This is a genomic window from Nocardioides ureilyticus (assembly GCF_051280745.1).
In the GTDB taxonomy this organism is placed as follows: domain Bacteria; phylum Actinomycetota; class Actinomycetes; order Propionibacteriales; family Nocardioidaceae; genus Nocardioides.
In genome coordinates this window covers 19,608-43,517 of record NZ_JBNCOG010000032.1, presented here as the reverse complement: position 1 = coordinate 43,517, position 23,910 = coordinate 19,608, and the positions used below count along the sequence as shown (strand labels likewise).

The 23,910-nt window shown below is 73.1% G+C and carries 30 protein-coding genes; 25 read left to right on the top strand and 5 right to left on the bottom strand.

Annotated elements, in window-relative coordinates; all coding sequences use genetic code 11:
* The 4 genes from ACSMHG_RS15965 to ACSMHG_RS15950 all read left to right on the top strand — a co-directional run.
* Positions 1-574, top strand: a 574-nt coding sequence (locus ACSMHG_RS15965; protein WP_435746881.1) for a methyl-accepting chemotaxis protein, incomplete at its 5' end; no start/stop codon positions are given.
* A 102-nt stretch (positions 575-676) separates the two neighbouring features.
* Entirely contained in the window at positions 677-1,564 is an 888-nt protein-coding gene (locus ACSMHG_RS15960) for a hypothetical protein (RefSeq protein ID WP_435746879.1), read from the top strand.
* Between the two features lie 83 nt (positions 1,565-1,647).
* Positions 1,648-2,754: a protein-glutamate methylesterase/protein-glutamine glutaminase gene (locus ACSMHG_RS15955; RefSeq protein ID WP_435746878.1), complete on the top strand. Its 1,107-nt coding sequence runs from the start codon at positions 1,648-1,650 to the stop codon at positions 2,752-2,754.
* Complete coding sequence (locus tag ACSMHG_RS15950) at positions 2,751-3,584, top strand: CheR family methyltransferase (protein ID WP_435746876.1); 834 nt, start codon at positions 2,751-2,753, stop codon at positions 3,582-3,584. Before ACSMHG_RS15955 ends, ACSMHG_RS15950 begins: the two co-directional genes overlap by 4 nt.
* A gap of 99 nt (positions 3,585-3,683) precedes the next feature.
* On the opposite strand, the gene csrA is transcribed toward ACSMHG_RS15950, so the two are convergent.
* The 5 genes from csrA to ACSMHG_RS15925 all read right to left on the bottom strand — a co-directional run bounded on the left by csrA (position 3,684) and on the right by ACSMHG_RS15925 (position 7,227).
* The gene (gene csrA, locus ACSMHG_RS15945) at positions 3,684-3,920 is read right to left on the bottom strand and encodes a carbon storage regulator CsrA (protein ID WP_435746874.1); all 237 of its coding nucleotides are present in this window, start codon (positions 3,918-3,920) and stop codon (positions 3,684-3,686) included.
* Between the two features lie 87 nt (positions 3,921-4,007).
* Positions 4,008-4,394 (bottom strand): flagellar assembly protein FliW, encoded by a 387-nt coding sequence (gene fliW, locus ACSMHG_RS15940; protein ID WP_435746873.1) that lies wholly within the window; start codon positions 4,392-4,394, stop codon positions 4,008-4,010.
* Between the two features lie 21 nt (positions 4,395-4,415).
* On the bottom strand, positions 4,416-5,312 hold the full coding sequence (locus ACSMHG_RS15935) for a flagellin N-terminal helical domain-containing protein (protein WP_435746871.1): 897 nt from the start codon (positions 5,310-5,312) through the stop codon (positions 4,416-4,418).
* Positions 5,312-6,709, bottom strand: coding sequence for a flagellar hook-associated protein FlgK (gene flgK / locus ACSMHG_RS15930; RefSeq protein WP_435746869.1), 1,398 nt, complete (start codon positions 6,707-6,709; stop codon positions 5,312-5,314). The genes ACSMHG_RS15935 and flgK overlap by 1 nt, the downstream gene beginning before the upstream one ends.
* Before the next feature lie 2 nt (positions 6,710-6,711).
* Positions 6,712-7,227 (bottom strand): flagellar protein FlgN, encoded by a 516-nt coding sequence (locus ACSMHG_RS15925; RefSeq protein WP_435746868.1) that lies wholly within the window; start codon positions 7,225-7,227, stop codon positions 6,712-6,714.
* Between the two features lie 255 nt (positions 7,228-7,482).
* Between ACSMHG_RS15925 and ACSMHG_RS15920 the strand changes: the two genes are divergently transcribed.
* From ACSMHG_RS15920 to ACSMHG_RS15820, 21 genes are all read left to right on the top strand, one after another.
* Positions 7,483-8,364, top strand: coding sequence for a sigma-70 family RNA polymerase sigma factor (locus ACSMHG_RS15920; protein WP_435746867.1), 882 nt, complete (start codon positions 7,483-7,485; stop codon positions 8,362-8,364).
* Between the two features lie 207 nt (positions 8,365-8,571).
* Positions 8,572-9,711: a flagellin N-terminal helical domain-containing protein gene (locus ACSMHG_RS15915; protein ID WP_435746865.1), complete on the top strand. Its 1,140-nt coding sequence runs from the start codon at positions 8,572-8,574 to the stop codon at positions 9,709-9,711.
* A 157-nt stretch (positions 9,712-9,868) separates the two neighbouring features.
* Positions 9,869-11,191 carry a flagellar filament capping protein FliD gene (gene fliD, locus ACSMHG_RS15910; protein ID WP_435746863.1) on the top strand — a complete coding sequence of 441 codons (1,323 nt, stop codon included), beginning with the start codon at positions 9,869-9,871 and terminating at the stop codon, positions 11,189-11,191.
* A gap of 22 nt (positions 11,192-11,213) precedes the next feature.
* A complete protein-coding gene (locus ACSMHG_RS15905) occupies positions 11,214-11,594 on the top strand; it encodes a flagellar export chaperone FliS (RefSeq protein WP_435746861.1) in 381 nt (126 codons plus the stop codon).
* Positions 11,591-11,944 (top strand): hypothetical protein, encoded by a 354-nt coding sequence (locus ACSMHG_RS15900; protein WP_435746859.1) that lies wholly within the window; start codon positions 11,591-11,593, stop codon positions 11,942-11,944. Before ACSMHG_RS15905 ends, ACSMHG_RS15900 begins: the two co-directional genes overlap by 4 nt.
* Before the next feature lie 69 nt (positions 11,945-12,013).
* Complete coding sequence (locus ACSMHG_RS15895) at positions 12,014-12,397, top strand: response regulator (RefSeq protein WP_435746857.1); 384 nt, start codon at positions 12,014-12,016, stop codon at positions 12,395-12,397.
* Positions 12,394-12,852 carry a chemotaxis protein CheX gene (locus tag ACSMHG_RS15890; RefSeq protein ID WP_435746855.1) on the top strand — a complete coding sequence of 153 codons (459 nt, stop codon included), beginning with the start codon at positions 12,394-12,396 and terminating at the stop codon, positions 12,850-12,852. Before ACSMHG_RS15895 ends, ACSMHG_RS15890 begins: the two co-directional genes overlap by 4 nt.
* Before the next feature lie 90 nt (positions 12,853-12,942).
* On the top strand, positions 12,943-13,314 hold the full coding sequence (locus tag ACSMHG_RS15885; protein WP_435746854.1) for a response regulator: 372 nt from the start codon (positions 12,943-12,945) through the stop codon (positions 13,312-13,314).
* The gene (locus ACSMHG_RS15880; RefSeq protein ID WP_435746853.1) at positions 13,311-13,805 is read left to right on the top strand and encodes a hypothetical protein; all 495 of its coding nucleotides are present in this window, start codon (positions 13,311-13,313) and stop codon (positions 13,803-13,805) included. The genes ACSMHG_RS15885 and ACSMHG_RS15880 overlap by 4 nt, the downstream gene beginning before the upstream one ends.
* Before the next feature lie 153 nt (positions 13,806-13,958).
* Positions 13,959-14,318 carry a flagellar basal body rod protein FlgB gene (locus tag ACSMHG_RS15875; RefSeq protein ID WP_435746852.1) on the top strand — a complete coding sequence of 120 codons (360 nt, stop codon included), beginning with the start codon at positions 13,959-13,961 and terminating at the stop codon, positions 14,316-14,318.
* Positions 14,318-14,710 (top strand): flagellar basal body rod protein FlgC, encoded by a 393-nt coding sequence (locus tag ACSMHG_RS15870; RefSeq protein ID WP_435746851.1) that lies wholly within the window; start codon positions 14,318-14,320, stop codon positions 14,708-14,710. Before ACSMHG_RS15875 ends, ACSMHG_RS15870 begins: the two co-directional genes overlap by 1 nt.
* Positions 14,710-15,048, top strand: a complete 339-nt coding sequence (gene fliE / locus ACSMHG_RS15865; RefSeq protein ID WP_435746849.1) for a flagellar hook-basal body complex protein FliE — start codon at positions 14,710-14,712, stop codon at positions 15,046-15,048. Before ACSMHG_RS15870 ends, fliE begins: the two co-directional genes overlap by 1 nt.
* Positions 15,048-16,628 (top strand): flagellar basal-body MS-ring/collar protein FliF, encoded by a 1,581-nt coding sequence (gene fliF / locus ACSMHG_RS15860; protein WP_435746847.1) that lies wholly within the window; start codon positions 15,048-15,050, stop codon positions 16,626-16,628. The genes fliE and fliF overlap by 1 nt, the downstream gene beginning before the upstream one ends.
* On the top strand, positions 16,628-17,641 hold the full coding sequence (fliG, locus tag ACSMHG_RS15855) for a flagellar motor switch protein FliG (protein WP_435746845.1): 1,014 nt from the start codon (positions 16,628-16,630) through the stop codon (positions 17,639-17,641). Before fliF ends, fliG begins: the two co-directional genes overlap by 1 nt.
* Positions 17,625-18,320 carry a FliH/SctL family protein gene (locus tag ACSMHG_RS15850; RefSeq protein ID WP_435746843.1) on the top strand — a complete coding sequence of 232 codons (696 nt, stop codon included), beginning with the start codon at positions 17,625-17,627 and terminating at the stop codon, positions 18,318-18,320. The genes fliG and ACSMHG_RS15850 overlap by 17 nt, the downstream gene beginning before the upstream one ends.
* On the top strand, positions 18,317-19,633 hold the full coding sequence (locus tag ACSMHG_RS15845; protein WP_435746841.1) for a FliI/YscN family ATPase: 1,317 nt from the start codon (positions 18,317-18,319) through the stop codon (positions 19,631-19,633). The genes ACSMHG_RS15850 and ACSMHG_RS15845 overlap by 4 nt, the downstream gene beginning before the upstream one ends.
* Positions 19,630-20,103 (top strand): flagellar FliJ family protein, encoded by a 474-nt coding sequence (locus ACSMHG_RS15840; RefSeq protein WP_435746839.1) that lies wholly within the window; start codon positions 19,630-19,632, stop codon positions 20,101-20,103. The genes ACSMHG_RS15845 and ACSMHG_RS15840 overlap by 4 nt, the downstream gene beginning before the upstream one ends.
* Complete coding sequence (locus ACSMHG_RS15835; RefSeq protein WP_435746837.1) at positions 20,100-21,080, top strand: transglycosylase SLT domain-containing protein; 981 nt, start codon at positions 20,100-20,102, stop codon at positions 21,078-21,080. The genes ACSMHG_RS15840 and ACSMHG_RS15835 overlap by 4 nt, the downstream gene beginning before the upstream one ends.
* Positions 21,077-22,348: a flagellar hook-length control protein FliK gene (locus ACSMHG_RS15830; RefSeq protein WP_435746835.1), complete on the top strand. Its 1,272-nt coding sequence runs from the start codon at positions 21,077-21,079 to the stop codon at positions 22,346-22,348. The genes ACSMHG_RS15835 and ACSMHG_RS15830 overlap by 4 nt, the downstream gene beginning before the upstream one ends.
* Positions 22,349-22,357: 9 nt before the next feature.
* Positions 22,358-22,840 (top strand): flagellar hook assembly protein FlgD, encoded by a 483-nt coding sequence (locus ACSMHG_RS15825; protein ID WP_435746833.1) that lies wholly within the window; start codon positions 22,358-22,360, stop codon positions 22,838-22,840.
* 117 nt (positions 22,841-22,957) lie between these two features.
* Complete coding sequence (locus ACSMHG_RS15820) at positions 22,958-23,809, top strand: flagellar hook-basal body complex protein (protein ID WP_435746831.1); 852 nt, start codon at positions 22,958-22,960, stop codon at positions 23,807-23,809.
* Positions 23,810-23,910: the final 101 nt, after the last annotated feature.

The window sequence follows — 23,910 nt, the reverse complement described above, 5'->3', positions numbered from 1 at the left end:
GCGGGTTGCGTCGCAGGCGGTCTCGACGGTGGAGTCGACCAACGAGACGGTGGCGAAGCTGGGGACGTCGAGCCAGGAGATCGGGAACGTGGTGAAGGTGATCACCTCGATCGCGGAGCAGACGAACCTGTTGGCGTTGAACGCGACGATCGAGGCGGCTCGTGCTGGTGAGGCGGGCAAGGGTTTCGCGGTGGTGGCCAACGAGGTCAAGGAGCTGGCGCAGGAGACGGCTCGGGCGACCGAGGACATCGCGCGTCGGGTGGAGGCCATCCAGGGTGACACCGGTGGTGCGGTGGAGGCGATCGGTGAGATCGCCTCGATCATCACCTCGATCAACGACTACCAGCTGACCATCGCCTCGGCGGTGGAGGAGCAGACCGCGACGACGAACGAGATGTCGCGCAACGTGGCGGAGGCCTCGACGGGGACGGGCGAGATCGCCGCGAACGTCGCTGGGGTGTCAGCGGCAGCGGAGTCGACCACCCAGGCGCTGGCCCAGGCCGGCTCCGCGGTGACCGAGCTGTCCTCGATGGCCCACCAGCTGCGGACCCAGGTCTCGCAGTTCAAGGCCTGACCCCACCAGCTCGGGTCACGTACTAGCGTCGGCCCCGTCCGGAGTCTCCGGGCGGGGCCGTCCGTCATCGAACGCCCAGTGGAACCGAACGGAGGAGGCGCCGTGGCGTACTCGTTCGTGGGCATGTCGGCCCTCGGGTTCGACCTCGCGCGCCTCCCGGGAGGCGCGCGCACCGGTGCGGTGCTGCGCACCGCGCTCGCCTGCTCCGGCGAGGACCTCGCGGCCCTCGCCGCCCAGCACCCCGGTGCTGCCGCGAGGGCGGCGGGCCGCGCGCTGGCGCCGAGCCCCGCCCCGCACCCTCGGGTCGCCGAGGAGGTGGGGCGCGCCGCCCGGTACGTCGCGGCACCCGTCCGGCGCGACCCCGAGGTGCTCCGGCGGCTCGAGGCCGCGCTGCTCGGTGACGGACGCGCCCTCGAGCGGTTCGTGCGTCACGAGGCCCTCGACTGGACGTGGCTGCGCAGCGGCGGGCTGGCCGTGCAGGACCCGGTGGCAGCCGACGCCGCCGACGTGCTGGCGGACGCCGCGGTCGCGGGCTACCACCAGGAGGAGCTTCCCGCCGAGGAGCGGCGCGCCCTGGTGGCGCCGCTCCTCCGGTCCGGCCTGGGGCTCCGCGACCACACGGTGCCCGTGGGCACCGGGCTGGTCGACGACGCCCTCGCCGCGCTCGCCGGCACGGACGGCGCGGGTCGGGAGACCTGGCGGCGGGTGGTCGACGAGCTCCGTCCCCGGACCGCACAGTGGGCCCCGGCGATGCACCGGGCCACCTGGGTGCTGACCGTGACCGAGCGGCTGCGGCTGGCGGCCGACGCCCAGCTCGCCGCCGTCGTCGCCTTCCACCAGGCGGGGCTCACCGCGCGGGACGCGGCGTACGGCGTCTGGAACGCCGTCTCTGGCACCGTCCAGGCGCTGGCGGCGATCGACCTGCTCGACGCCGCGGACGCCGAGGTGCTGCTGCGCCCGTGGCAGGAGGTCGGCGGCTCCGTCGGCTGAAGATCCTCAGGTCCGCCCCCTCGCAGCCGATGGGGGAGAGGGCCGAACGACCGCCGGCCGAAGCGCGAGGAACGGGTGGCAACGTGATCAAGGTCCTGGTCGTCGACGACTCCGTCGTGATCCGCCGGCTGGTGACCGACCTGCTGAAGGCGGACCCCGAGATCGAGGTGGTCGGAACCGCGGTCAACGGCCGCGCCGGCGTCGAGAAGGTGGCCCTGCTCCAGCCGGACCTGGTCACCATGGACATCGAGATGCCCGAGGTCGACGGGATCGAGGCCGTGCGCCGGATCCGGGCCACCGGCAACCGGGTGCCGATCATCATGTTCAGCACGCTCACCGAGCGTGGTGCGGTCGCCACCCTCGACGCCCTCGCCGCCGGCGCCTCCGACTACGTCGCCAAGCCGGCGAACGTGGGGAGCGTCGGCCGGTCGATGGAGCAGGTCCGCGACGCCCTGATCCCGCGGATCAAGTCCCTCGTGCCGCACCACCGCGCACCCCGCCCGGAGGCCGCTGCCCGTCCGGCACCGGCGGCCCGGGAAGCCGCCCCGGTGACGCTGCGCCCGGCCAGGTCGGCACCGGCCGGTGGCTACCGGCTGCTCCTCGTCGGCAGCTCGACCGGTGGGCCGGAGGCCCTGGGCACGCTGCTGTCGGCGCTCCCGCCGCTGCCCGTGCCCGTGGTCATCGTGCAGCACATGCCGCCGTTGTTCACCCGCCAGCTCGCCGCGCGCCTGGACCGCAACGTCGCCGCACGGGTCGTCGAGGGCCAGCAGGGCCAGGCCCTGCTCCCCGGCACCGTCACGATCGCCCCCGGCGACCACCACCTGCACGTCACGAGCAGCTCGGGCCGCCTCGTCGCCAGGCTCTCCCAGGAGCCGCCGGAGAACTACTGCCGCCCGGCCGTCGACGTCCTGTTCCGGTCCGCGGTCGACACGGTCGGTGGCGCGGCGCTCGCCGTCGTCCTCACCGGCATGGGTTCGGACGGCTGCCGCGGCGCCGAGCTGCTGGTGGAGGCCGGCGGCAGCGTGGTGGCGCAGGACCAGGCCACCTCCGTGGTGTGGGGCATGCCGGGCGCCGTCGCCGGCGCCGGCCTCGTCGAGCAGCTGTTGCCCCTCCCTGACATCGCCCCCGAGATCGTGCGCCGGATCATGCCGCAGCGCACGCCCGTCACCGCCGCAGGAGCCACCCGATGAGCATCAACGCCCGCACGTTCTCCTTCGTGGCCGACCTGGTGCGCGCCGAGAGCGCGATCGTGCTCGCGGCCGGCAAGGAGTACCTGGTCGAGTCGCGGCTGCTCCCGCTCGCACGGGCCGCTGGTCTCCCGGACGTCGACGCGTTCGTGGAGGACCTGGAGCGCCGGCGCACGCCCGCGGCCGTCCGTGCGGTCGTCGAGGCGCTCACGACCAACGAGACGTCGTGGTTCCGCGACTCGGAGCCGTTCACGGCCCTGCAGCAGATCGTCCTCCCGGAGCTGGCCGCCGCGCGTGCCGGCCGGGCGATCCGCATCTGGTGCGGTGCCTGCTCCAGTGGCCAGGAGCCCTACAGCGTGTCGATGGTCGCCCAGGACACCCCGGCGGTCGCGAACCACCGGATCGAGATCGTCGCGACCGACCTCAACGAGGAGATGGTGGCGCGGGCGAAGACGGCGGAGTACTCCCAGCTCGAGGTGAACCGCGGGCTTCCGGCGACCACGCTGGTGCGCTACTTCCAGCGCTCGGGCGTGGCGTGGCGGGTCGACCCCAAGATCGCGGACCGGGTCAGCTTCCGGACGCTCAACCTGGTCCGGCCGTTCCCGCCGACGATGGGCCGCTTCGACGTCGTCTTCATGCGCAACGTGCTCATCTACTTCGACCTGCCGACCAAGCGCGACATCCTGCGCCGGGTGAGCCAGGTGCTCGCGCCCGACGGCTACCTCTTCCTCGGTGCGGCCGAGATGACGACCGGGGTGGACGAGGGCTGGGAGCGGGTGCCGGCCGGTCGCTCGTCGATCTACCGCCCCCGGGCGGCCGCCCGCGTCGCCTGAGCCGCGTCACTACGGCTCAGCTGTCGGTGCCCGTCGTCCACGCGATGTCGGGCACCGACGCATGTCCCGGTGTGCGCCCGGTCTGTCCGAGCGGTCGCGTCAGTCGCGGCGGCGGCGCAGCTGCTCGGCGAGCGCGGCGACCGTCTCCTCCGCGGGGGAGGCGGCGGCCTTGTTGCTCGACTCCAGCTCGGCGATCAGCTCGGCGCGGTTGACCGCGACGGACCGGGGCGCGTCGATGCCGACGCGCACGACGTCGCCACGGACGTCGAGGACGGTCACGGTCACGGAGTCGCCGATGACGACGCTCTCGCCCACCCGGCGGCTCAGAACCAGCACGGGACCCAGGCTACCGGTGGGCTGGGAGACGCCGGCGCCCGCCGTCCCGGGTGCCGGGGGGCGGGCGTCGGTGGCCGAGCGGGTGCTTCAGGCGACGAGCGGCGTGGTGACCGAGAGGTCGGCGTCGTCGAGGATGACCTGGCAGGCCCGCCGGGTGGCGGTGTTGAGCACCAGTGGGGCGCGGAGGTTCGCGGTCGTCTCCTGCAGCGTCTCGCCGGGGGTGAGCACGAGCAGCACCAGCACCTCCTCGGCGCCGGTGATGGCCAGGTCGGCCACCGTGGCGTCGTCGACGACGGGGGCGTACTCCGGGAAGAACGGCGCCGGAGGCGCCACCAGGAAGCGGAGGTCGGGGCGGCTCAACGAGCGCAGCGCGCACAGCACGCCGTCGTCGTCGAGCTCCACGAGCGCGAAGCTCCGCTCCTCGGGGAACCCCGGGAGGGGGTGCACGAGCTCGATCACCGGGATGTCGGACATGTCAGCAGCCTCCCACGGGGCTCAACGGAGGAAGTCGAGCAGGCTCGGCTGGGTCACCCGTGCGGTGGCGCCGAGGGCCGCCTGGTAGGCGAGCTCCTGCATGTTGAGGTCGACGAGCGCCCGCGGGAGGTCGACGTTCTCGACCTCCGTCAGCCTCGTCGACAGGGCCAGCTCGGTGTCGGTCGCGGCGATCACCGATCGCTCGACCTGTGCGTAGCGCGAACCGACGACGGCCCGAGCGGACCCGATCTGGTCCAGGTGGCCGGCGAGGGCGTCGAGTGCTGCGTTCATCCCGGCGGCGTCGCCGGCGACCAGGGCGTCGGAGGCGGCGGCGAGGGAGTCGAAGAGCGACGCGCCGTCGGGGCCGAAGACGTCGGTGCCGGCGAGGTCTACCCGGACCTTCACGTCAGGGCCGACCTGGCGGGCGATCTCGCCGGGGACCCCGACGAAGGCGCCGTCGTCGACCCCGTCACCGTAGGCGACCGAGCCGGCGGTGATGCCGCCGAAGACCGGACGCTCGAGGTACTTGGTGTTCGCGTCCGCGAGGAGGCTGGTGCGCAGCTGGTCGATCTCGGTGGCGAGCGCTTGGCGGCCCGTGGCCGAGCTCGCGCCGCTCGTGCCCTGCAGCACCAGCTCCCGGGCGCGGCGCACCTGCTCGGTCATGCTGCCGAGGGTGGTGTCGACGAGCCCGAGCCGGCCCAGCGCGTCGTCGGCGTTGCGGGCGTGCTGCTTGGCCTGCGCCAGCGACGAGCGCAGCCGCATGGCACTGGTGGTGTCGGTGGGGGAGTCCGAGGGCCGGTTGAGCTCCCGGCCGGTCGAGATCCGCTCCTGGACGTCGGCCAGTCGGCCGAGCCCACCCTGCAGCGACTGCAGGGAGCGGCTGGCCAGCATGTTCTGGGTGACGCGGAAGGTGGTCATCAGCGGGTGATCCCTGTCCGGTTGATGAGGGTGTCGAGCACGGCGTCGATGGTGGAGACGACCCGGGCGGCGGCCTCGTAGGCACGCTGGGCCGCCACCAGGTTGAGAGTCTCCTCGTCGAGGTTGATGCCCGTGAGCTGCTCGCGGGCACCGTCGACCTGGGCGGTCAGCAGGTTCTGGGTGCTCGCCGACCGGGTGGCCGACTGCACGGTGCTGCCGAAGCCGTTGACCAGGCGCTGGTACGCCGACGTGGCGGCGTTGGGGGCACCGAGCCGATCGGCGTTCGAGCTGTCCAGGACGCCGCCCGGCTTGGACGAGGCAGCGACCTGCTCCGGACCGGTGAGGGCCACGCGCAGCGTGCCGGCCGCGCCGGCCGCGGCGTCGTAGGCGAAGAACGGCTCGCCGGCGCCGCCGGCGAGGTCGTAACCCTCCGCGTGGAGCGCGTTGACGGAGTCGGCGAGGGTCCGCGCGACCTGGTCGAGGCCGGCGAGGTGGTCCGGGAGGGTCTTCGTGACGAGCTCGGCGACGGCGCCGAGCTCGCCGCCCCAGCCGGGGGTGGGGACGGCGGTCGTGGTTCCCCCGAGCGAGATGCCGAGGGAGAGCGCGCCGTCGGGCGAGCCGTCGGCGGCGATGCCGCCGAGGACGGCCACCGTGCCCGCCTGCGAGCCGGACACGAGCGTGACGCCGTTGACCGCGAAGTCCATCCCGCCGTCGGCGCGGGTCGTCGCCTCACCCCCGGTGAGCCCGGCGAGCCGGGCGGCGAGCATGTCGCGGCGGTCGAGCAGGTCGTTGGACTGCGTGCCGTCCAGCTTGGCCGTGGCCAGGCTGCCGTTGACCGACGCCAGGTCGGCGGCCGCCGTCCCGATCTCGGACTGGAGGTCGACGACGTGGTGGACCTGGTCGGCGATCTCGGAGCTCACGTTCCCCGCCTGGGCGCGGAGCGCGTCGGCCACGGCCGCACCGGCCGCGAGGACCTGGCTGCGGGCCGCCTCGCCGTCGGGGTGGTTGGCGAGGTCCTGCCAGGCGGTGGCGAACTCGTCCAGGGCCGCGGCGACCCCGCTGTCGCCGGGCTCGCCGATACCGCTCTCCACCCGGTTCAGGACGGCGACGCGGGTGTCGAGGTAGGCCTGGCGACCGTGCTCGCGGCGGGAGCGCATGTCGAGGAACGGGTCGACCATCCGGTCCAGGGCGCCGAGGGCGACTCCGCCCGCGGTGTCGTCGGAGGTGGACCAGAGGGCCGGCTGCGCAGGAGCGCCCACGGAGACGGCGTCCGCGCGACGGCGGACGTAGCCCTCGGTGGTGACGTTCGCGATGTTGTTGCTCGCGACGTCCATGGCGATGCGCTGGTAGCGCAGGGCGCTCAGTCCGGTGTTGAAGGACGCGAAGGTACCGGCCACGGTCACAGGCTCCTGTCGAGGCGGGAGGGCAGGGGGTCGAGGACAGTGACGGCGCTGCCGTCGGCGCCGTAGCTGACCGTGGTGCCGCCGATCGCGAGCAGCGTCTCCCGGGCGGAGCGGTAGCCGCTGCTGATCAGGTCCCGGTTGCTGTCGGCCAGGGCGGTGATCTCGCGCACCATGCCGGTGAGGGTCTCGTGGTGGTCGGCGAGGACCGTGCGCCACGGCTCGGGGCTCGCGTCGACCAGCTGCTGCAGCGAGGGGCCGGGGGCGAGGCCGAGCTGCTCGGCGGCCTCGTCGGCCGCGACGGAGCGGAGGACGGCGCCGGCGCGCAGCCGGGCGAGGACGGCCTCGACATCCTTGGTCGCGCGCATCAGCCAGGTGGTGCGGCCGCTGGCGAGCACCAGCTGCTCCACCTCGAGGTGGTACTGCAGGCTCTCGAGCAGCTCGCGCTCGTGCCAGAGGGTTGTCGACAGCTTCTCCATGACCTCTACCGCCCACCCGGCGACACCGGTGGGCACGTCTCGTCGCTCGGGTGCGGGACCCGACGCTCGGTCGTGGTCGCGAACCCCTGACGGGTGTCAATCGGCACGTGACCAGACCACCTGAGGGCTTTGCTACTTCCGGGTCCTGCCGACGGTGCTCTCCGGTCGGTCTCGTGCACACCACCCGATGTGACTAGTTGAAACCTGGCGCGCTCACCCGTCCACACCATTTGCGGACCGTCATGCCCCAGAACCGTTCCGTGGAGCCTCGGGATGTGGGGGAATCCTCTCGTGACCCCCCCGCACAGCTCCCTCGCCCTCGACACCGACGGCTCGGCGCCCGACGCCGACCAGCTGGCCGTCGACAACGTCCCGCTCGTCGCCCACCTGGTGCGCGAGACGCTCTCGCGCGTCCCGTCGCACGTCAACGGCGACGACCTGCGCTCGGCCGGCCTCGCCGCGCTGGTGCTCGCCGCGCGCTCCTACGACGCCGAGCGCGGCGTGCCCTTCCCCCGCTACGCGTCCTCGCGCATCCGCGGCGCCATCCTCGACGAGCTGCGCTCGGTCGACTGGGCCTCGCGCTCGGTGCGTCGCCGCGGCCGGGAGGTCGAGGAGGCGCGGACGCGCCTGGCAGCGACCATGGGCCAGCTGCCCGACGACGCCGCCGTCGCGACCGCCCTCGGCATCGACGTGACCGAGGTGCAGCGCTCCGACGACGATGTCGCCCGCGCGAGCGTGCTCTCCCTCCACGCGGGTCCGGAAGGTGGCGTGGGGGACCTGCTCACCGCTCCGGACCCGAGCCCGGAGGCGGCCGTCCTCTCCAACGAGCGGTTGCAGTACCTCGAGGAGGCCATCGCCGAGCTCCCGGAGCGGCTGCGGGCAGTGGTCACCGGCTACTTCATCGACGAGCGACCGATGGCGGAGATCGCGAACGAGCTCGGGGTCAGCGAGTCGCGCGTCTCCCAGATCCGTGCGGAGGCCCTGGTGCTGCTGCGCGACGCGCTCACCGCAGCCCTCAGTCCCGAGGCGGTCGTGCCGCACGCCAAGCCGAACGGGTGTGTCGCGCGGCGACGCGACGCCTACGTCGCCGCCGTGGCCGAGCGGCACGCCGCAGCGCGGTCGGTGCGGTCGGTGCAGGCCGCCCCGTCCCGGGTCGTCGACAACACCGCCTGATCGCCGGCCACGAGTCCCGCGACGCCGCGGTCGGCCTGGCGCCGGCCGCGGCGTCCGTCGTTCGGGACCGTCGTTCCCGGCTGGCGAACTTTCTCCGCTTTTCTCGACCGAATCCCTCAACCGGCACCCACCAGTGCCGATATCTCGGCTGACGGAAGCCCACGGACGGGCTCCAGCAGGTCGACTCAACCAGGAAGGAACCTCATCATGAGTCTCCGCATCAACCAGAACATCGACGCCTTCAACTCGTACCGCAACCTGTCGGTCACGCAGGGCCAGATGTCGAAGTCGCTCGAGAAGCTCTCCAGCGGCTTCCGGATCAACCGCGCTGCCGACGACGCCGCCGGCCTCGCGATCTCCGAGGGCCTGCGTTCGCAGGTCGGTGGTATCAAGGTCGCCTCCCGCAACGCCCAGGACGGCATCTCCGTCGTCCAGACCGCGGAAGGCGCCCTGACCGAGACCCACTCCATCCTGCAGCGCATGCGTGACCTGTCGGTCCAGTCTGCCAACGACTCGAACGACCAGACCTCGCGGGACGCCATCAACGCCGAGGCGACGAAGCTCGAGGAGGAGCTGACCCGTATCGCGGACAAGACGACGTTCAACAACATCAAGCTGCTCGACGGCTCGTTCAACGGCAAGGACTTCCAGGTCGGCTACGGCGCCAACGACACCATCACCGTCGACATCCAGTCGACCGGCGAGCAGGGCGTCAAGGCGGCGTTCGCCAACGGTGCCGCCAGCGTCACCGGCGGCGAGACCGCGACGTTCGAGGTCGGCGGCGTCAGCGTCACGACGGCGGCGCTCGTCGCGAGCACCGACGCCAACAACATCGCCGACCAGCTCAACGGCGACGACGCGTTCTCGGCGGTCTTCACCGCTCGGGTGGGCTCCACCGGTGGCCTGGAGATCCAGGCCAACGACGCCGACCTGGCCGACACCGAGATCACCATCACCGGCAACACCGCGCTGGCGGCGAGCACCAAGACCGACACCGCCAACGGCGCCGGCAGCGGCGGCTTCAGCACGGCCGACCTGGGCGTGGACGTCAACCTGTCGAGCAAGGCGGGCGCCACGGCCGCGATCACGGCGCTCGACGACGCGATCAAGGCGGTCTCCACCTCGCGAGCGAACCTCGGTGCGCTCCAGAACCGGTTCGAGCACACGATCAACAACCTGAACGTGACCGCTGAGAACCTCTCCGCCTCGGAGAGCCGGATCCGCGACACCGACATGGCGAGCGAGATGATGAACTTCACCCGCGCGCAGATCCTGTCGCAGGCCGGCACCTCGATGCTGGCGCAGGCCAACCAGGCGCCGCAGGGCGTCCTGTCCCTGCTCCGCTGACCGCGGACCCGCTGGCGGCGACGACGACCTCGTCGCCGCCGGCGGGCAGCACCCAGCTCGCGTCCTGGCGGGGGTGACCACCCCCCAACATCCCCGTCGGGACGCGCACCACCCACGGCCCCGAGCACCAGGGCCGAGATAACCAGGGAGGACAGCCATGGCCAGCGTCAGCGGGCTCACCGGCTTCGATGCCGGAGGCCTCGTCGAGCAGCTCATGCAGCTCGAGCAGGCCCCTCAGAAGCGACTGCAGACCCGGGTCGGCAACGAGCAGCTGCGCGTCAACTCCCTGCAGACGCTCAACACCAGGGTCGCCTCCCTCTTCACGAAGGCCGAGTCCGCGGGCGATCTCGCCAAGTGGGGCGGTTGGACGGCGACGTCCACCAGCGACAAGGTCTCGGTGACCGCGGGTCCCACGGCTTCGGCCACCTCGCTCAGCATCACGGTCAACCGGACGGCGACCACCCACCAGCTCGGCTTCGCGGACACGGCTGCACCGGGCGACGTCGTGGTCGCCGGCACCACGGCGGCCCGCGAGGTCGTCCTCACCACCGGCGGCGTCGCGAAGACCGTCGCCGTCGGCGGAGGCACCCTCCAGGAGCTCGCCGACGCGCTCAACGACCCGGACAACGCCACCGGCGTCCGGGCCAGCCTGGTCAGCACCACCGGCGGCCACCGGCTGCTCGTGGAGTCGGCCTCGACGGGCGCCGCGTCGGCCTTCACCCTGACCAACGCCGACGGGACGGACCTGCTCGGCGGCGCCACCGTCCGAGCAGGGCAGGACGCGGAGCTTGCGCTCGGCGCCGGGATCACGGTGACCTCCGCGACGAACACGTTCACCGAGCTCCTGCCCGGAGTCAACCTGACCGTCGCGCCCGGCACCGCCGGGGGAACCACCAGCACCGTCACGGTTGCCCGTGACGAGGCCGCAGCCACCAAGCTGGTCAAGGACCTCGTCGACGGGCTCAACTCGGTGCTCGGCGAGATGAAGAGCCTCACTGCCTACGGTGCCAACGGCGCCGGCAAGGGGATGCTCGCCGGTGACTCGGTGGTCCGGTCGGCCCAGCAGGCACTGCGCGGCACGATCTTCGGCGACGACGGGGTGTCACTCGCGACGCTCGGCATCCAGATCGACCGGACCGGCACCTTCACCCTCGACGAGGCGGCGTTCAAGAAGGCCTACGCGACGGACCCGACCGGTGTCGCGGAGCAGTTCACCTCCGGCTTCGCCACCAGGGTCAAGGAGGCTGCGGACGGCGCCAGCAACAAGGACACCGGCACCCTCACCACCGCGCTGACCGGTCGCAAGAACGGCATCGAGCGGCTCAACGACAGCATCGAGGCCTGGGACCGGCGCCTGGAGCTGCGACGCACCGCCCTGAGCCGGCAGTTCACCGCCCTCGAGACCGCGCTGAGCCGGATGAGCAGCCAGTCCAACTGGCTCGCCGGCCAGCTCTCGTCCCTCAGCTCCTACCGCGCCTGACCTCCCACAAGGACGGCTCCCCATGACCAACGCACGTGACACCTACCTCGGCGCCTCGATCGCGACCGCCAGCCCCGCGCGGCTGCTGGTGATGCTCCTCGACCGGCTCGTCCTCGACGTCAACCAGGGCCTCGACGCCCAGCGCCGCGGCGCCCACGAGGAGGCCCACCACCGGCTGGTCCACGCTCAGGACATCGTGATGGAGCTGCGCACCACCCTCAAGGTGGACCTCTGGGACGGCGGCCCGACGCTGGCCGCGCTCTACGACTTCATCCACCACCGGCTCGTCGTCGCCAACGCCACCCGCAACGCCTCGATCACCGAGGAGTGCCTGCCCCTGGTCACCGACCTCGCGGCGACGTGGCGGGAGGCGGCCATGCAATCCGTGGCCGCGGCCGGATGAGCACCCGTCCGGTCGAGCTCGGCGGGCTGTCCCGCCTGGCCGATCCGAACGTGGAAGCCTGGCAGGTGGCGCTGGACCGGCTCGAGCTGGACCTGGCGCGTCTGGAGAAGGCCCTCGGTCTCGGGACCGTGGTCGACACCGACCCCTGGGAGGTCCCCGAGCAGCACGGCCCGCTCCCTCTCGTGCTCCAGCCCCGGGCGTCGGAGCTGCTGGCCCGTCAGGAGGCGGTCATCGAGACCATCCGTGCGCGGATGGACGCGACGCTCCGCGAGCGGGAGACGGTCGATGCCCGGAGCCGTGGGTCCGTGCCCGCCGAGCCGCGCGCGGCGTACATCGACCTCACCGCCTGAGAACGCCTGCCACCTCTCGTCCCACCCGACCCTCAGCACGACCACCGACCTGACCTCACGGGAGCCCGGATGCAAGCCCTCATCATCGACGACTCGCGCACGATGCGGTCGATCCTGCGCCGCGTCCTCGCGGGTCTCGGATGGACCACGCACGAGGCGGGCGACGGCCAGGAGGCCCTCGACCTGCTCGAGGCGGGCCTGGTGCCCGACATCTGCCTGGTCGACTGGAACATGCCGGTGATGGACGGCTACACCTTCATCACCCGCATCCGCGCCGAGGAGAAGTGGCGCGGCGTCACGCTGATGATGGTCACGACCGAGAGCGAGCACGGCCGCATCGTCCGCGCGCTCGCAGCCGGCGCCCACGAGTACGTCATCAAGCCCTTCACCAGTGACGCCATCATCGACAAGCTGCGCCTCCTGGGGCTGCTGCACGAGGAGGTTCCCGCATGAGCACCACCGCACCCACGGCCGTCGACCTCGAGGCCCTCTTCATCGACATGTGGGCGTCCTTCGTCGGCGCCCCCGAGCTCCTGCTCCCGGGCGCGCCGCCCGCCGACGGGACTCCGCTGTGGACCGCCACCGTCACGATCACGGGGGAGTGGCGGGGCATGGTGAGCATCGACCTCGCGGAGCCCGTCGTCCTCGCGGTGACCCGCGGCATGCTCGGCTTCGGCGAGGACGAGCAGCCCGACCTGCCGTCGTGCACCGACGCGGTCGGCGAGCTGGTCAACATCGTCGGCGGCAACGTCAAGAGCCTGATGCCCGGCCCCAGCTCCCTCTCGCTGCCCGTGGTCTCCCGCGGGCCGGTCGAGGTCCCCACCGAGTGGCGCGAGGCCAGCACCCTGCACCTCAGCTGGTCCGACGCCCCCGCCCGGGTCCGGGTCCTCACCGACGCGTCCGCCTGAACACCTTGAGCACCCCGAACGCCCTGAACACCCGCCCCGCACCACCGCCCGGCACCGCCCACTGCTGAGCCCACCTCTGGAGGAACCACCATGAAGATCCTGGTCGCCGACGACAGCCGCGTGATGCGCCAGATCGTGATCCGCACGCTGCGCCAGGCCGGCCACGGTGGGCACGACATCATCGAGGCGGAGAACGGCCGGCAGGCCGTCGAGATGGTGCAGGCCGAGTCGCCCGACGTGGTCCTCTCCGACTGGAACATGCCGGAGATGAGTGGCATCGACGCCCTGCAGACCCTCCGTGCCGCCGGCATCGGTGTGCCCTTCGGGTTCGTGACCTCCGAGGGCTCCGAGGAGATGCGCAGCCGTGCCGAGCAGGCCGGTGCCGCCTTCCTCATCGCCAAGCCCTTCACCCCCGAGGCCTTCGACGAGGCGCTCTCCACCGTCGGGCTGGTCCGGTCGTGACCGTCGGCCAGGTCGAGACGCACCTCCCGACCCCGAAGGAGGTGCGCGACCTGCTCGGTGGGCTCCTCGACCGCGAGGTGACCCTGCGGACCTGCGCGCCGCTGGTGGTCAGCACCAAGCGGCCGGCGAGCGTCGGGGTCTACGTCGACGACCGCCTCGTCGTCCGCGCGGTCGTCGCGCTCGACCTGCCGCTCTCGGCGTACGCCGCCGCGGCGATCGCGCTGATGCCCCTGCCGGCCACCGAGGCCTCCCTGGAGAACCGGGTGCTCGACGAGGCGCTCCGCGAGAACCTCTTCGAGGTGCTCAACGTGGGCGCGTCGCTGTTCAACGTGCCCGACGCACCCCACCTGCGCCTGCTCGACCTGCACCCGGCAGGCGCACCGCTGCCGGGCGACGTGCAGGCGCGGACGCTCACCCTCGGCCGCCGGGAGGACCTCGCCGTCGAGGTGCCCGGGTACGGCAGCGGGCGGCTCTCGGTGGTCCTCACCTGAGCTGACCCCGGACTGGGTCGCCCGGCCGGGCGGAGACCGGAGAAAGCCCTCCGAATCCGCTCAGGTCCGGGCCCCAGCACCCGATAGGGAAGGTGAGCACGGATCGCTCACCCCCCCAGGCCGACGGAATGGCACACCCCAGAAGGGACGACTGTGCCCATTTCGCCCGTCGGCCACGACGCCGTCTCGGCCGTGCTCGGCACGACCCTCGACGGTCTGGCCATGCGTCGCGACGTGATCGCGGACAACATCGCCAACGTGGACACCCCCGGTTTCCGCGCCAGCACGGTCGACTTCGAGTCGGCCCTGCGCGGTGTCGTCGAGACCGGTGAGCCCCGGTCCGTCGCCCTCGCGACGATCCCCACCAACACGCCGGTGGGCGCGGACGGCAACAACGTCGACCTCCGTCACGAGGCGATGGCTGCCATGCAGACCCAGTACCAGTACCAGGTCATGACCCGGGCGATGAGCGACCGCTTCCAGCTCATCACGACCGCGGCGGGCGCATCCTGATGGGCGCCTACGACACCCTGCGCATCGCGGGCTCCAGCCTCGGCATGCACCAGACCTGGCTGGACGCCCTCGCGTACAACATCGCCAACGTCAACACCGTGGTCCCCACCGACCAGGACGCCTTCCAGGCGCAGCTGGTCGTCGCTGGCGCGGACCCCGAGGGAGGCGTCGAGGTGCGCGGTGTCGCGCTCACCGACCCCGAGGGCCTCCTCAAGCACGATCCCGGCCACCCGCTCGCCGACGAGGACGGCTACGTCCGGGCGCCGGCGACCGACCTCGCCAGCCAGATGTCGCAGCTGATCATCGCCCAGCGCGGCTACCAGGCCTCGGTGCAGACGACCAAGTACGCCCAGGACGCCTACAGCAGCGCCCTCCAGATCGGAGCCCGCTGATGAGCGTCCCCGGCATCGAGGCCTTCGTGCCCCTCGACCTCGCCCAGGTGCGCCCGGCGGAGCTGGCCACCCCGGTCATCGGTCCGCAGGGCGCGACCGGCGCCCAGCCGACCGACGGCCCGTCGTTCTCCAGCTTCCTGGTCGACGGCCTGGACCGGCTCGACGGCGTGCAGCGCACCGCCGACGACCTCGCCGTCCAGGCCGCCACCGGTGACCTGTCGAACATCCACGACTACACGATCGCGGCCAGCGAGGCCGCCGTCACCACGCAGGTCACCGTCGCCGTCCGCAACAAGGCGGTCGAGGCGTTCACCGAGATCATGCGGATGCACGTGTGATGAAGCAGAACGTGACCCGGATGCTGCAGCGCGGCCAGCAGAGCTTCGCTGCCTTCACGACCGGACAGAAGGTCGTGGCCGTGATCGGCTCGCTCGCCGTGCTGATCGGTGCCTTCATGGCCTTCCAGTGGGCCTCGCGGCCCAGCTACGCGCCGCTGTACTCCAGCCTCTCCTCGACCGACGCGAGCGCGGTGGTCGAGCAGCTGGAGGCGCAGGGGACGCCCTACGAGCTTGCCGGTGACGGCACCACGATCATGGTGCCGCGCGACGCCGTCCACGCCACCCGCATCACCCTGTCGGGGGAGGGGCTGCCGAGCGGCTCCGGCGGTGGCTACTCGCTCCTGGACGACCAGGGTCTGACGACGTCGGACTTCAAGGAGCGGACCGACTTCAAGCGGGCCATGGAGGGCGAGCTCTCCACGACGATCGAGGCCATCGACGGCGTCGAGACCGCGGTCGTCCACCTGGCGATCCCCGAGAAGCAGGTCTTCGAGGAGGAGAAGGTGCCGACCACGGCGTCGGTCCTCGTCGGGACCCGCGCCGGGTCGACCATGGAGGCCGGCCAGGTCCAGGCCATCGTCAACCTCGTCGCCTCCAGCATCGACGGGCTCGAGCCCGAGCGGGTGACCGTCGCCGACGCGACCGGCAAGGTGCTCTCGAGCCCCGGCGGCGTCGCCGGCGCCGACGGCACGGCCCGGGCGCAGATGGTGGCGGAGGTCCAGGAGGAGTACCGCGTGCGGCTGCAGTCGATGCTCGACCGCGTCGTGGGTCCGGGCAACTCGACGGTGCAGGTCACCGCCGAGCTGGACTTCGACAAGTCGGTCAGCGAGACGGTCGAGTACCAGGCCGAGGAGGACGCGCTGCCGCTGTCCTCCAGCGAGAGCCGCGAGACGTACGACGGTGCGGCCGGGGGCGGTGTCGCCAACGGCGTGGTCGGCCCGGACGGCCAGATGGAGAACGGCGGCGTGGCGGGTGACGGCACCGGCCGGTACCGCAAGTCCCAGACCACCCTCGACAACGCGGTCGGCTCGCGCAGCGAGCGCCGCGAGACCACTCCCGGCGCCCTCGAGCGCCTCGGCATCGGCGTGGTGCTCGACGCGACGACCGCCCAGCAGGTGTCCGACGTCGAGGTGGAGCAGCTGGTGACGGCCACGGCCAGCATCGACGCCCAGCGCGGCGACACGATCTCGGTCGCCACCATGCCGTTCGACCGCAGCGCGGAGGAGGCCGCCCAGGCGGCCATCGACGAGGCGGAGGCCGCCGAGGCCGCCGCCGACCGCAACGAGCTGCTGCGCAACGCGGCCATCGGCGTGCTGGTGGTCGGCGTCCTGATCTTCCTCGCCTTCCGCAGCCGGCGCCGCGCCCGCAAGCGCGACCAGGAGACCTCGCTCATCGTCGAGCAGCTGCGCGAGAGCCGGCCGCCCGAGGTAGCCCTCGAGCCGCCGCCCGCGGTCCTCGCCCTCGAGGAGGCCGAGGCCAACCGCACCGCGGACCTGCGCGACGAGCTCACCGAGCTGATCGAGCGTCAGCCCGACGACGTCGCGGCGCTGCTCCGCGGCTGGCTCTCGGAGCGTCCCTGATGAGCGCCGTGACCAGCACCGCAGGTGCCCGCAAGGCAGCCGTCCTGCTCATCCAGGTGGGCAGGGAGCAGGCCGGCCAGGTCCTCGCACAGATGTCCGAGCAGGAGGTCGAGCTGATCTCCGCCGAGATCGCCCGGCTCGACGCCATCGGCGCCGCCGAGGGCGAGGCGGTCATGACCGAGTTCCGCGACATGATGACGGCCCGGGCGCACATCGCCCAGGGTGGTCTGGGGTACGCGCAGAAGCTGCTCGAGGAGTCCCTCGGGGTCGACCGCGCGGCCGAGATCATGGAGCGGCTGAACGCCGCGGCCGTCCACATGCCGTTCCAGTTCCTGCACGCGGCCGACCCGGCGCAGCTGCGGTCCTTCATCATCGACGAGCACCCCCAGGTGATCGCGCTGGTGCTGGCCCACCTGACCGCCGACAAGGCCTCGATGCTGCTGGCCAGCCTCGACGCCGACAAGCAGGCGGAGGTGGCCCACCGGATCGCGGTGATGGACCGCACCTCCCCGGAGATCGTCCAGGCGGTCGAGAACACCCTGGAGCGCAAGCTGTCGACGATGCTGCAGCCGGCGAGCGTCTCGCGGGTGGGCGGTGTCGACCCCCTGGTCAACATCATCAACCGCTCCGACCGCGCCACCGAGCGCCAGATCGTCGAGGGCCTCGAGGCGCTCGACGCCGCGCTGGCCGACGAGGTCCGCAGCCGGATGTTCATGTTCGAGGACATCGTCAAGCTGGACGACCGGTCGGTGCAGCAGGTGCTCCGGCAGGTCGACGGGTCGCAGATCGCGCTGGCGCTCAAGGGTGTCGCGGACGCCGTCCGCGAGAAGATCACCCGCAACATGTCCGAGCGTGCCGCCACGGCGCTGATCGAGGACATCGAGCTGCTCGGCGCCGTCCGCCTGGCCCAGGTCGAGGAGGCGCAGCAGGCCGTCATCCGTGCCATCCGCGAGCTCGAGGAGCAGGGCCAGATCATGGTCCGCCGAGGAGGCGACGATGAGTTCGTCGAGTGACGCAGCGGTGCTCCGCGCCGCGGACGCCACGGCCGTCCGGGTCCCGAAGACGCCGGAGCTCCGCACCGGCGCGTGGACGCGGTTCGGCGCGAGCTCGATCCTCGGCGACCAGGTGACCGAGGAGACGCTCAGCGGGCTGGCCGAGTCCGCCCGCCGCGCGGCCAGGTCCCAGGGCTACGCCGTGGGGTGGGCCGAGGGCCGCCGCGAGGCCGCGGCCACGGCCAAGGAGGTCGCAGCGCGCCGCGAGGCCGAGGCCGAGGCCGCGGAGCGCCGTCGGGAGGCGGAGCACCGCGAGGCGGTGGCCGGGCTCCAGCGTGCCGCCGAGCGGGTCGCCGACACCACGGCGGAGCTCGAGCAGCTCGTCCACGACCAGGCGCTCCGGTTGGCCCGCGAGCTGACCGAGGCCCTGGTCGGCCACGAGCTGAGGTCGAGCCCCGACCCGGCCGACGACGTCGTACGCCGGGTGCTCGCCCAGCGGGCCGACGACCGGCCCGTGGTGGCACGGCTGCACCCCGGCCTGCTCGACCGCGAGGCGGTCGCCGAGCTGGCCCGAAGCGGGGTCCGCGTCATCGAGGACGCCGACGTCGGGCCCACCGACGCCCTGGTCGAGGTCGAGGGCCAGGTGGTCGACCTCCGGGTCGAGCGCCGCCTCGCCCGCGTCCGCGAGGTGCTGTCATGAGCACACCGGTCAGCCCCGTCCTCGAGGCCGTGCGCGAGCGCGCCCTGGCGACCGCCCGGCCCGAGCGGCTGGGTCGCGTCGACGAGATGCTCGGGCTCCACCTGAGGGTCACCGGTCTCCGGGCAGCCGTGGGCGACCTCGTCGAGGTGCTCGGTGCCACGTCGCTGCTGGCCGAGGTCGCCGCCAGCAGCAGCGCCGGACTCACGTGCCTGCCGCTGGGGGACACCCGCGGCACGAGCATCGGCGCCGTGGTGCGCCACACCGGCGGCCCGCTGCGGATCCGGGTCGGCGAGCAGCTCGCCGGCCGGGTCCTCGACGGGCTCGGTCGCCCGGTCGACGGGGGACCCGCCCTCCACGGGATGGCGGAGGTCACCGTGGACAACGACGCGCCCGACGCGCTCTCGCGGCCGCGGATCGACCACCAGCTGCGGATGGGGGTGCGTGCGCTCGATGCGCTGGTCCCCTGCGGCCGTGGCCAGCGGCTCGGGATCATGGCCGGCTCCGGGGTGGGCAAGTCCAGCCTGCTGTCGATGATCGCCCGCGGCACCGATGCCGAGATCTCGGTCATCGCACTGGTCGGCGAACGCGGCCGTGAGGTCCGTGAGTTCCTGGAGAACGACCTCGGGCCCGAGGGCCTGGCCCGGTCCGTCGTCGTCGTCGCGACGTCCGACGCACCGCCGGTCGAGCGGCTCCGCGCCGCCTTCGTGGCGACCCGGATCGCCGAGTGGTTCCGCGACGCAGGTCGGCACGTCGTGCTGATGATGGACAGCCTCACCCGCGTCGCCATGGCGCAGCGCGAGATCGGCCTCTCGGCCGGCGAGCCCCCGGCCACCCGCGGCTACCCGCCGAGCGTCTTCGGGCTCCTGCCCCGCCTGCTGGAGCGGGCCGGCACCTCGCCGACCGGCTCGATCACCGGGCTCTACACCGTGCTCGTGGAGGGCGATGACATGCAGGACCCCATCGGCGACACCGCCCGGTCGATCCTCGACGGGCACGTCGTGCTCTCCCGCCGGCTCGCTACGTCGGGCCACTTCCCGAGCATCGACGTGCTCGAGTCGATCTCCCGGGTCACCTCGGCGGTCACCACGCGCGACCACCAGGCCGACGCCACCCTGCTGCGCCGCATGCTCGCGGCCCACCGGGACGTGCGCGAGCTCGTCGAGATCGGCGCGTACGTCACGGGCAGCGACCCCGACGCCGACGCGGCGATCGCGCGGATGGGGCGCATCAACGACTTCCTTCGCCAGTCGATGGACGACAGCACCGCGCTCGAGGCCACCCGGGCCGGCCTGCACGACCTGGTGGCGTCGTGAGCGCCCACCGCGACCGCGGGCTCAAGGCCGTCGCCCGCGTCCGCGAGGTCCGTGAGCGGGACAGCAGGCTCGGGCTGCAGCGCGCGGTGAGCGAGCACGAGCGGCACGAGGAGAACACCGCGCAGCTCGAGGCGCAGCTCGACCGGGCGGCCGGGGCCGACGCCACCGGGGCACCCGCCGACGTGGCCGCCTACCTCGCCGGGCGCACGCACCTGCTCGGCCTCGGCCGGGCGGTCGGCGGCGCCCGCCGCCAGCTCGACTCCGCGGCCGTCCTCCGCGCCACCGCCGACTCCCACTGGCAGGCCGACCACACGCGGCTCTCAGCCGTCGAGGGTCTCCTCGAGCGCCGGGACGAGGTCCGCCGGGCCGAGCTGGTGCACGAGGAGGCCAAGGAGCTCGACGACGCGGCCGGCCGCCAGTGGCTGCGCCGCGCCACCCGTACCCATCGCACCGAGGAGGAGCGACGATGAGTGTCACCGCGGTCAGCAGCCGTGTCGCCGAGATCCAGGCCGTCCTCTCCCAGCTGGGCGCCGGCCGGACCACGAGCGCCGCCGCCGGTGCAGCGTTCCGCAGCACCCTGGACGGCGCCCTCGCCACCGCCGGCGCCCCGGCGGCCTCCGCCGCCACGGGGTCGGCACCGAGCCTCACCACGCCGGCGACCGGCACGGGCGGCGCGCGGGTCGTGGCGGAGGCCGAGAAGTACCTCGGCGTCCCCTACGTGTGGGGCGGCACGGACCCCAACAAGGGCCTGGACTGCTCCGGGCTGGTCCAGCTCGTCTACCGGAACCTCGGCATCGACCTGCCGCGCGTCTCCCGCGACCAGGCCCAGGCGGGCCAGGCGGTCCCGAGCCTGGCCCAGGCGCAGCCCGGCGACCTGCTCGCGTTCAACTCGCCCGTCAGCCACATCGGCATCTACATCGGCGACGGGAAGATGATCGAGGCGCCCCGACCGGGGCTCTCCGTGCGCGTCGCCGACGTCACCGACACACCCACGGCGATCCGTCGGGTGCTGCCGGCCGAGGCCGCCTCGGCCAGCGGAGCGGGTCCGGTGAGCGGCCGGGCGACGGCCGTGCCGTACGCCGATCTCTTCAACCGGGCCGCCGCGACGTACGGCGTCGACGCGGGGCTGCTCTCGGCGATCGCGCGCCAGGAGTCCGGCTTCCGGCCCGACGCGGTCAGCCCTGCCGGTGCGCAGGGCCTGATGCAGCTCATGCCTGCGACGGCCCGCGGCCTCGGCGTGGGTGACCCGTTCGACCCGAGCCAGGCGGTCGACGGTGCGGCGCGCCTGATGCGGGACCTGCTCGACCGCTTCGGCCGCACGGACCACGCGCTGGCGGCCTACAACGCAGGCCCGGGAGCTGTCCTGCGGTACGGCGGCATCCCGCCGTACCCGGAGACCCAGAACTACGTCCGCTCGGTCATGGCCATGGTGGGAGGAGCCGCATGAGCGCCGCGATGAGCACCGTCATGCCGGTCGGTGCGCGCACCGCCCCGGCCGCCGGTCCCCGGGCGACCGCGGGTGGGCCCGGTCCGGCCGCGGCGAGCGGGGGAGAGGGAGGAGCCCCTGGCTTCTCCACCCTGCTCGACGCGCTCGTCGGGGAGGCGGCCGGAGACGCGGCTGCCGCCGGCCCGGAGGGCGAGCCGGCCACGACCGGCGACACCGGCGCGGCCGCGGCGCTGGTCGACCCGGCGTTGCTCGGCCTGCTGCGCGACCTCGTCCCGCTCACGGTCCCCGACGTGGTGGCGGGCGGCGCCGCGGCGCTCTCCGGCGTCGCCTCCGCCGACGGCTCACCAGCCACGGCCGGTGAGCCGGGTGCCGGGGTCGTCCCCGCCGAGGCAGAGCTGCTCGCCGGTCAGCCGGGAGCGGCCACCGCGACCGTCCCGGCTCTCGCAGGCGCGGCTGCCGCCGCCGGCACGGGTGTCGTGGCAGCGGGGTCGACCGCGGTCGGCGCGTCCGCACCGGGCGCCGGCGCATCGCCCGACCAGGCGTCCACCTCGGCGTCCACCTCAGGCTCCGCCTCGGCCACCATGCCGGCGGTGGGCGCAGCGGCCGACCAGTCCGGCCGATCCGCTACCGACTCCTCGGGCCAGGGCCCGGGCCAGTCTCCCGCCCAGCCGGCCGCCCTGCCCGACGGCGCGCCCGCGTCGGCCGTCGCGGTGGCCGGCGGTCCGGTCGGGACGAGCCCTGCCTCGGCCTCGGAGGCCACCGCCGCGGTGCCGGTCAGCCGGCAGCTCGCGGACGCGGTCGAGCGACTGACGCAGTCGGGCGCCGGCGCCCACCGGATGACCCTCCGGTTGGACCCGGGCTCGCTCGGTGAGGTCCAGATCCGCCTGGTCGCCCGCGACGGCGCCCTCCAGGTCCACCTCACGGCCGGTGAGCAAGCGCTGGCGGCCCTCGGCGAGGGCTCCTCGGAGCTGCACCGCCTGCTCGCGGCCTCCGGGGCCGCCGACGTGCGGATCACCGTGCGGGAGCTCCCGCCGGGAGCCGACGCAGGAGCCGACCAGCGAGCCGACCCGCAGGCGGCGCCCGACCACGGCGACGGTGCCGCCGGATCGGGCCGCGACCGACCTGCCCAGGGGCAGCCCGACGGCTCCGCCTGGTCCGGCGCCGCCGGTGCGCCTCCCGGCTCCACGTCCCACCGAGCGGGAGACGTGAGCTCCCGACCCACCGAAGCCTCCGGGCCGACGTCGTCCGGCGTCGACCTGTCCCTGTGAAGGAGATCCATGAGCGTCAGTGCCACTGAGGGCGTCGCCCCGACGTCCGTCTTCGGGATGCCCGCCCCCGGCGCGTCCACCGGAACGAGCGCCGCCAACGGCGCGGACAAGGACATGTTCTTGCAGCTGATGGTCGCCCAGATGAAGTACCAGGACCCCATGAACCCCACTGACTCCTCGCAGTTCCTGTCCCAGACCGCGCAGTTCACGGCGTTGGAGAAGATGCAGGAGGTCGCGGAGCAGACCAACCTCCTCCTGGGCGCGTCCCTGGCGTTCGGTGCCAGCGGGATGGTGGGTCGCCAGGTGACCTACGGCCTCGAGGACGGCTCGACCGGCTCCGGCGCCGTCACCGGCGTGACCTTCGGCAGCACCGGCCCGGTCCTCGACGTCGACGGCGTCGCCGTCCCGCTCAGCATGGTCCAGCAGGTGACCGACGGGTCCGCGACCCAGCCGGTCGCCGCCCCGGTCGCCGCGCCGGTCACCACCGCCTGAGCGCCCTCCGCCTGAGCGCCCTCCGCCTCCAGCACCCACCGCAGCACCCACCCCAGCACCACCGCAGCACCCACCCACCCAGGACTTCAGCACCACCCGACCGAAAGGACACCTCCCGTGCTCCGCTCACTCTTCGCCGGCATCAGCGGCCTCCGCGTGAACCAGACGATGCTCGACGTCACCGGCAACAACATCGCCAACGCCAACACCACCGGCTTCAAGTCCAGCAGCACCGTCTTCCAGGACACGCTGAGCCAGATGCTCACCGGAGCCGCCGGCGAGAACCCGGGGCAGGGCGGCACCAACCCGATCCAGATTGGTCTCGGGGTCCAGCTGGCGGCGACCGCCATGAACGCCGGGCAGGGTTCGGCGCAGACCACCGGCCGCAACACCGACCTGATGATCTCCGGCGACGGCTTCTTCGTGCTGCGCTCCGGCAACGAGGACCTCTACACCCGTGCCGGTGCCTTCTCCTTCGACGAGGTGGGCAACCTGGTCGCGCCGTCGGGCGCCCGGGTCCAGGGCTACGCCCTCGACGCGACCGGCGCGCGGACCGGCGGGCTGGTCGACATCAACCGGGAGAGCACCGCGGTCTTCCCGCCGCTCGGCGGCGCCGAGATGACCTCGTTCAGCATCGGCAGCGACGGCAAGCTGATCGGCTCCTTCGACGACGGTGTGAACCGGGAGATCGCCCAGATCGCCATCGCCGACTTCAACAACCCGATGGGTCTGGAGAAGGTCGGCCAGACGGCGTTCCGCGCGACCGCGAACTCGGGCGCCGTCGAGCTCGGCGTCGTGGGCGAGGGGGGCCGTGGCGGCGTGATGGCGGGAGCGCTCGAGATGTCGAACGTCGACCTGGCCGCCGAGTTCACCAACCTGATCCTCGCCCAGCGCGGCTTCCAGGCCAGCTCTCGGGTGATCACCACCTCGGACTCGGTCCTCGAGGACCTGGTCAACCTCAAGCGCTGACCGTGGTCGGTTGAGCCGCCCGGCGTCCGCCGTCCCCCGGGGGCGGACGCCGGGCCGCGATCGGGCCGCAAGATTCACTCAAGAGCGGTGCTCAGGTGCCG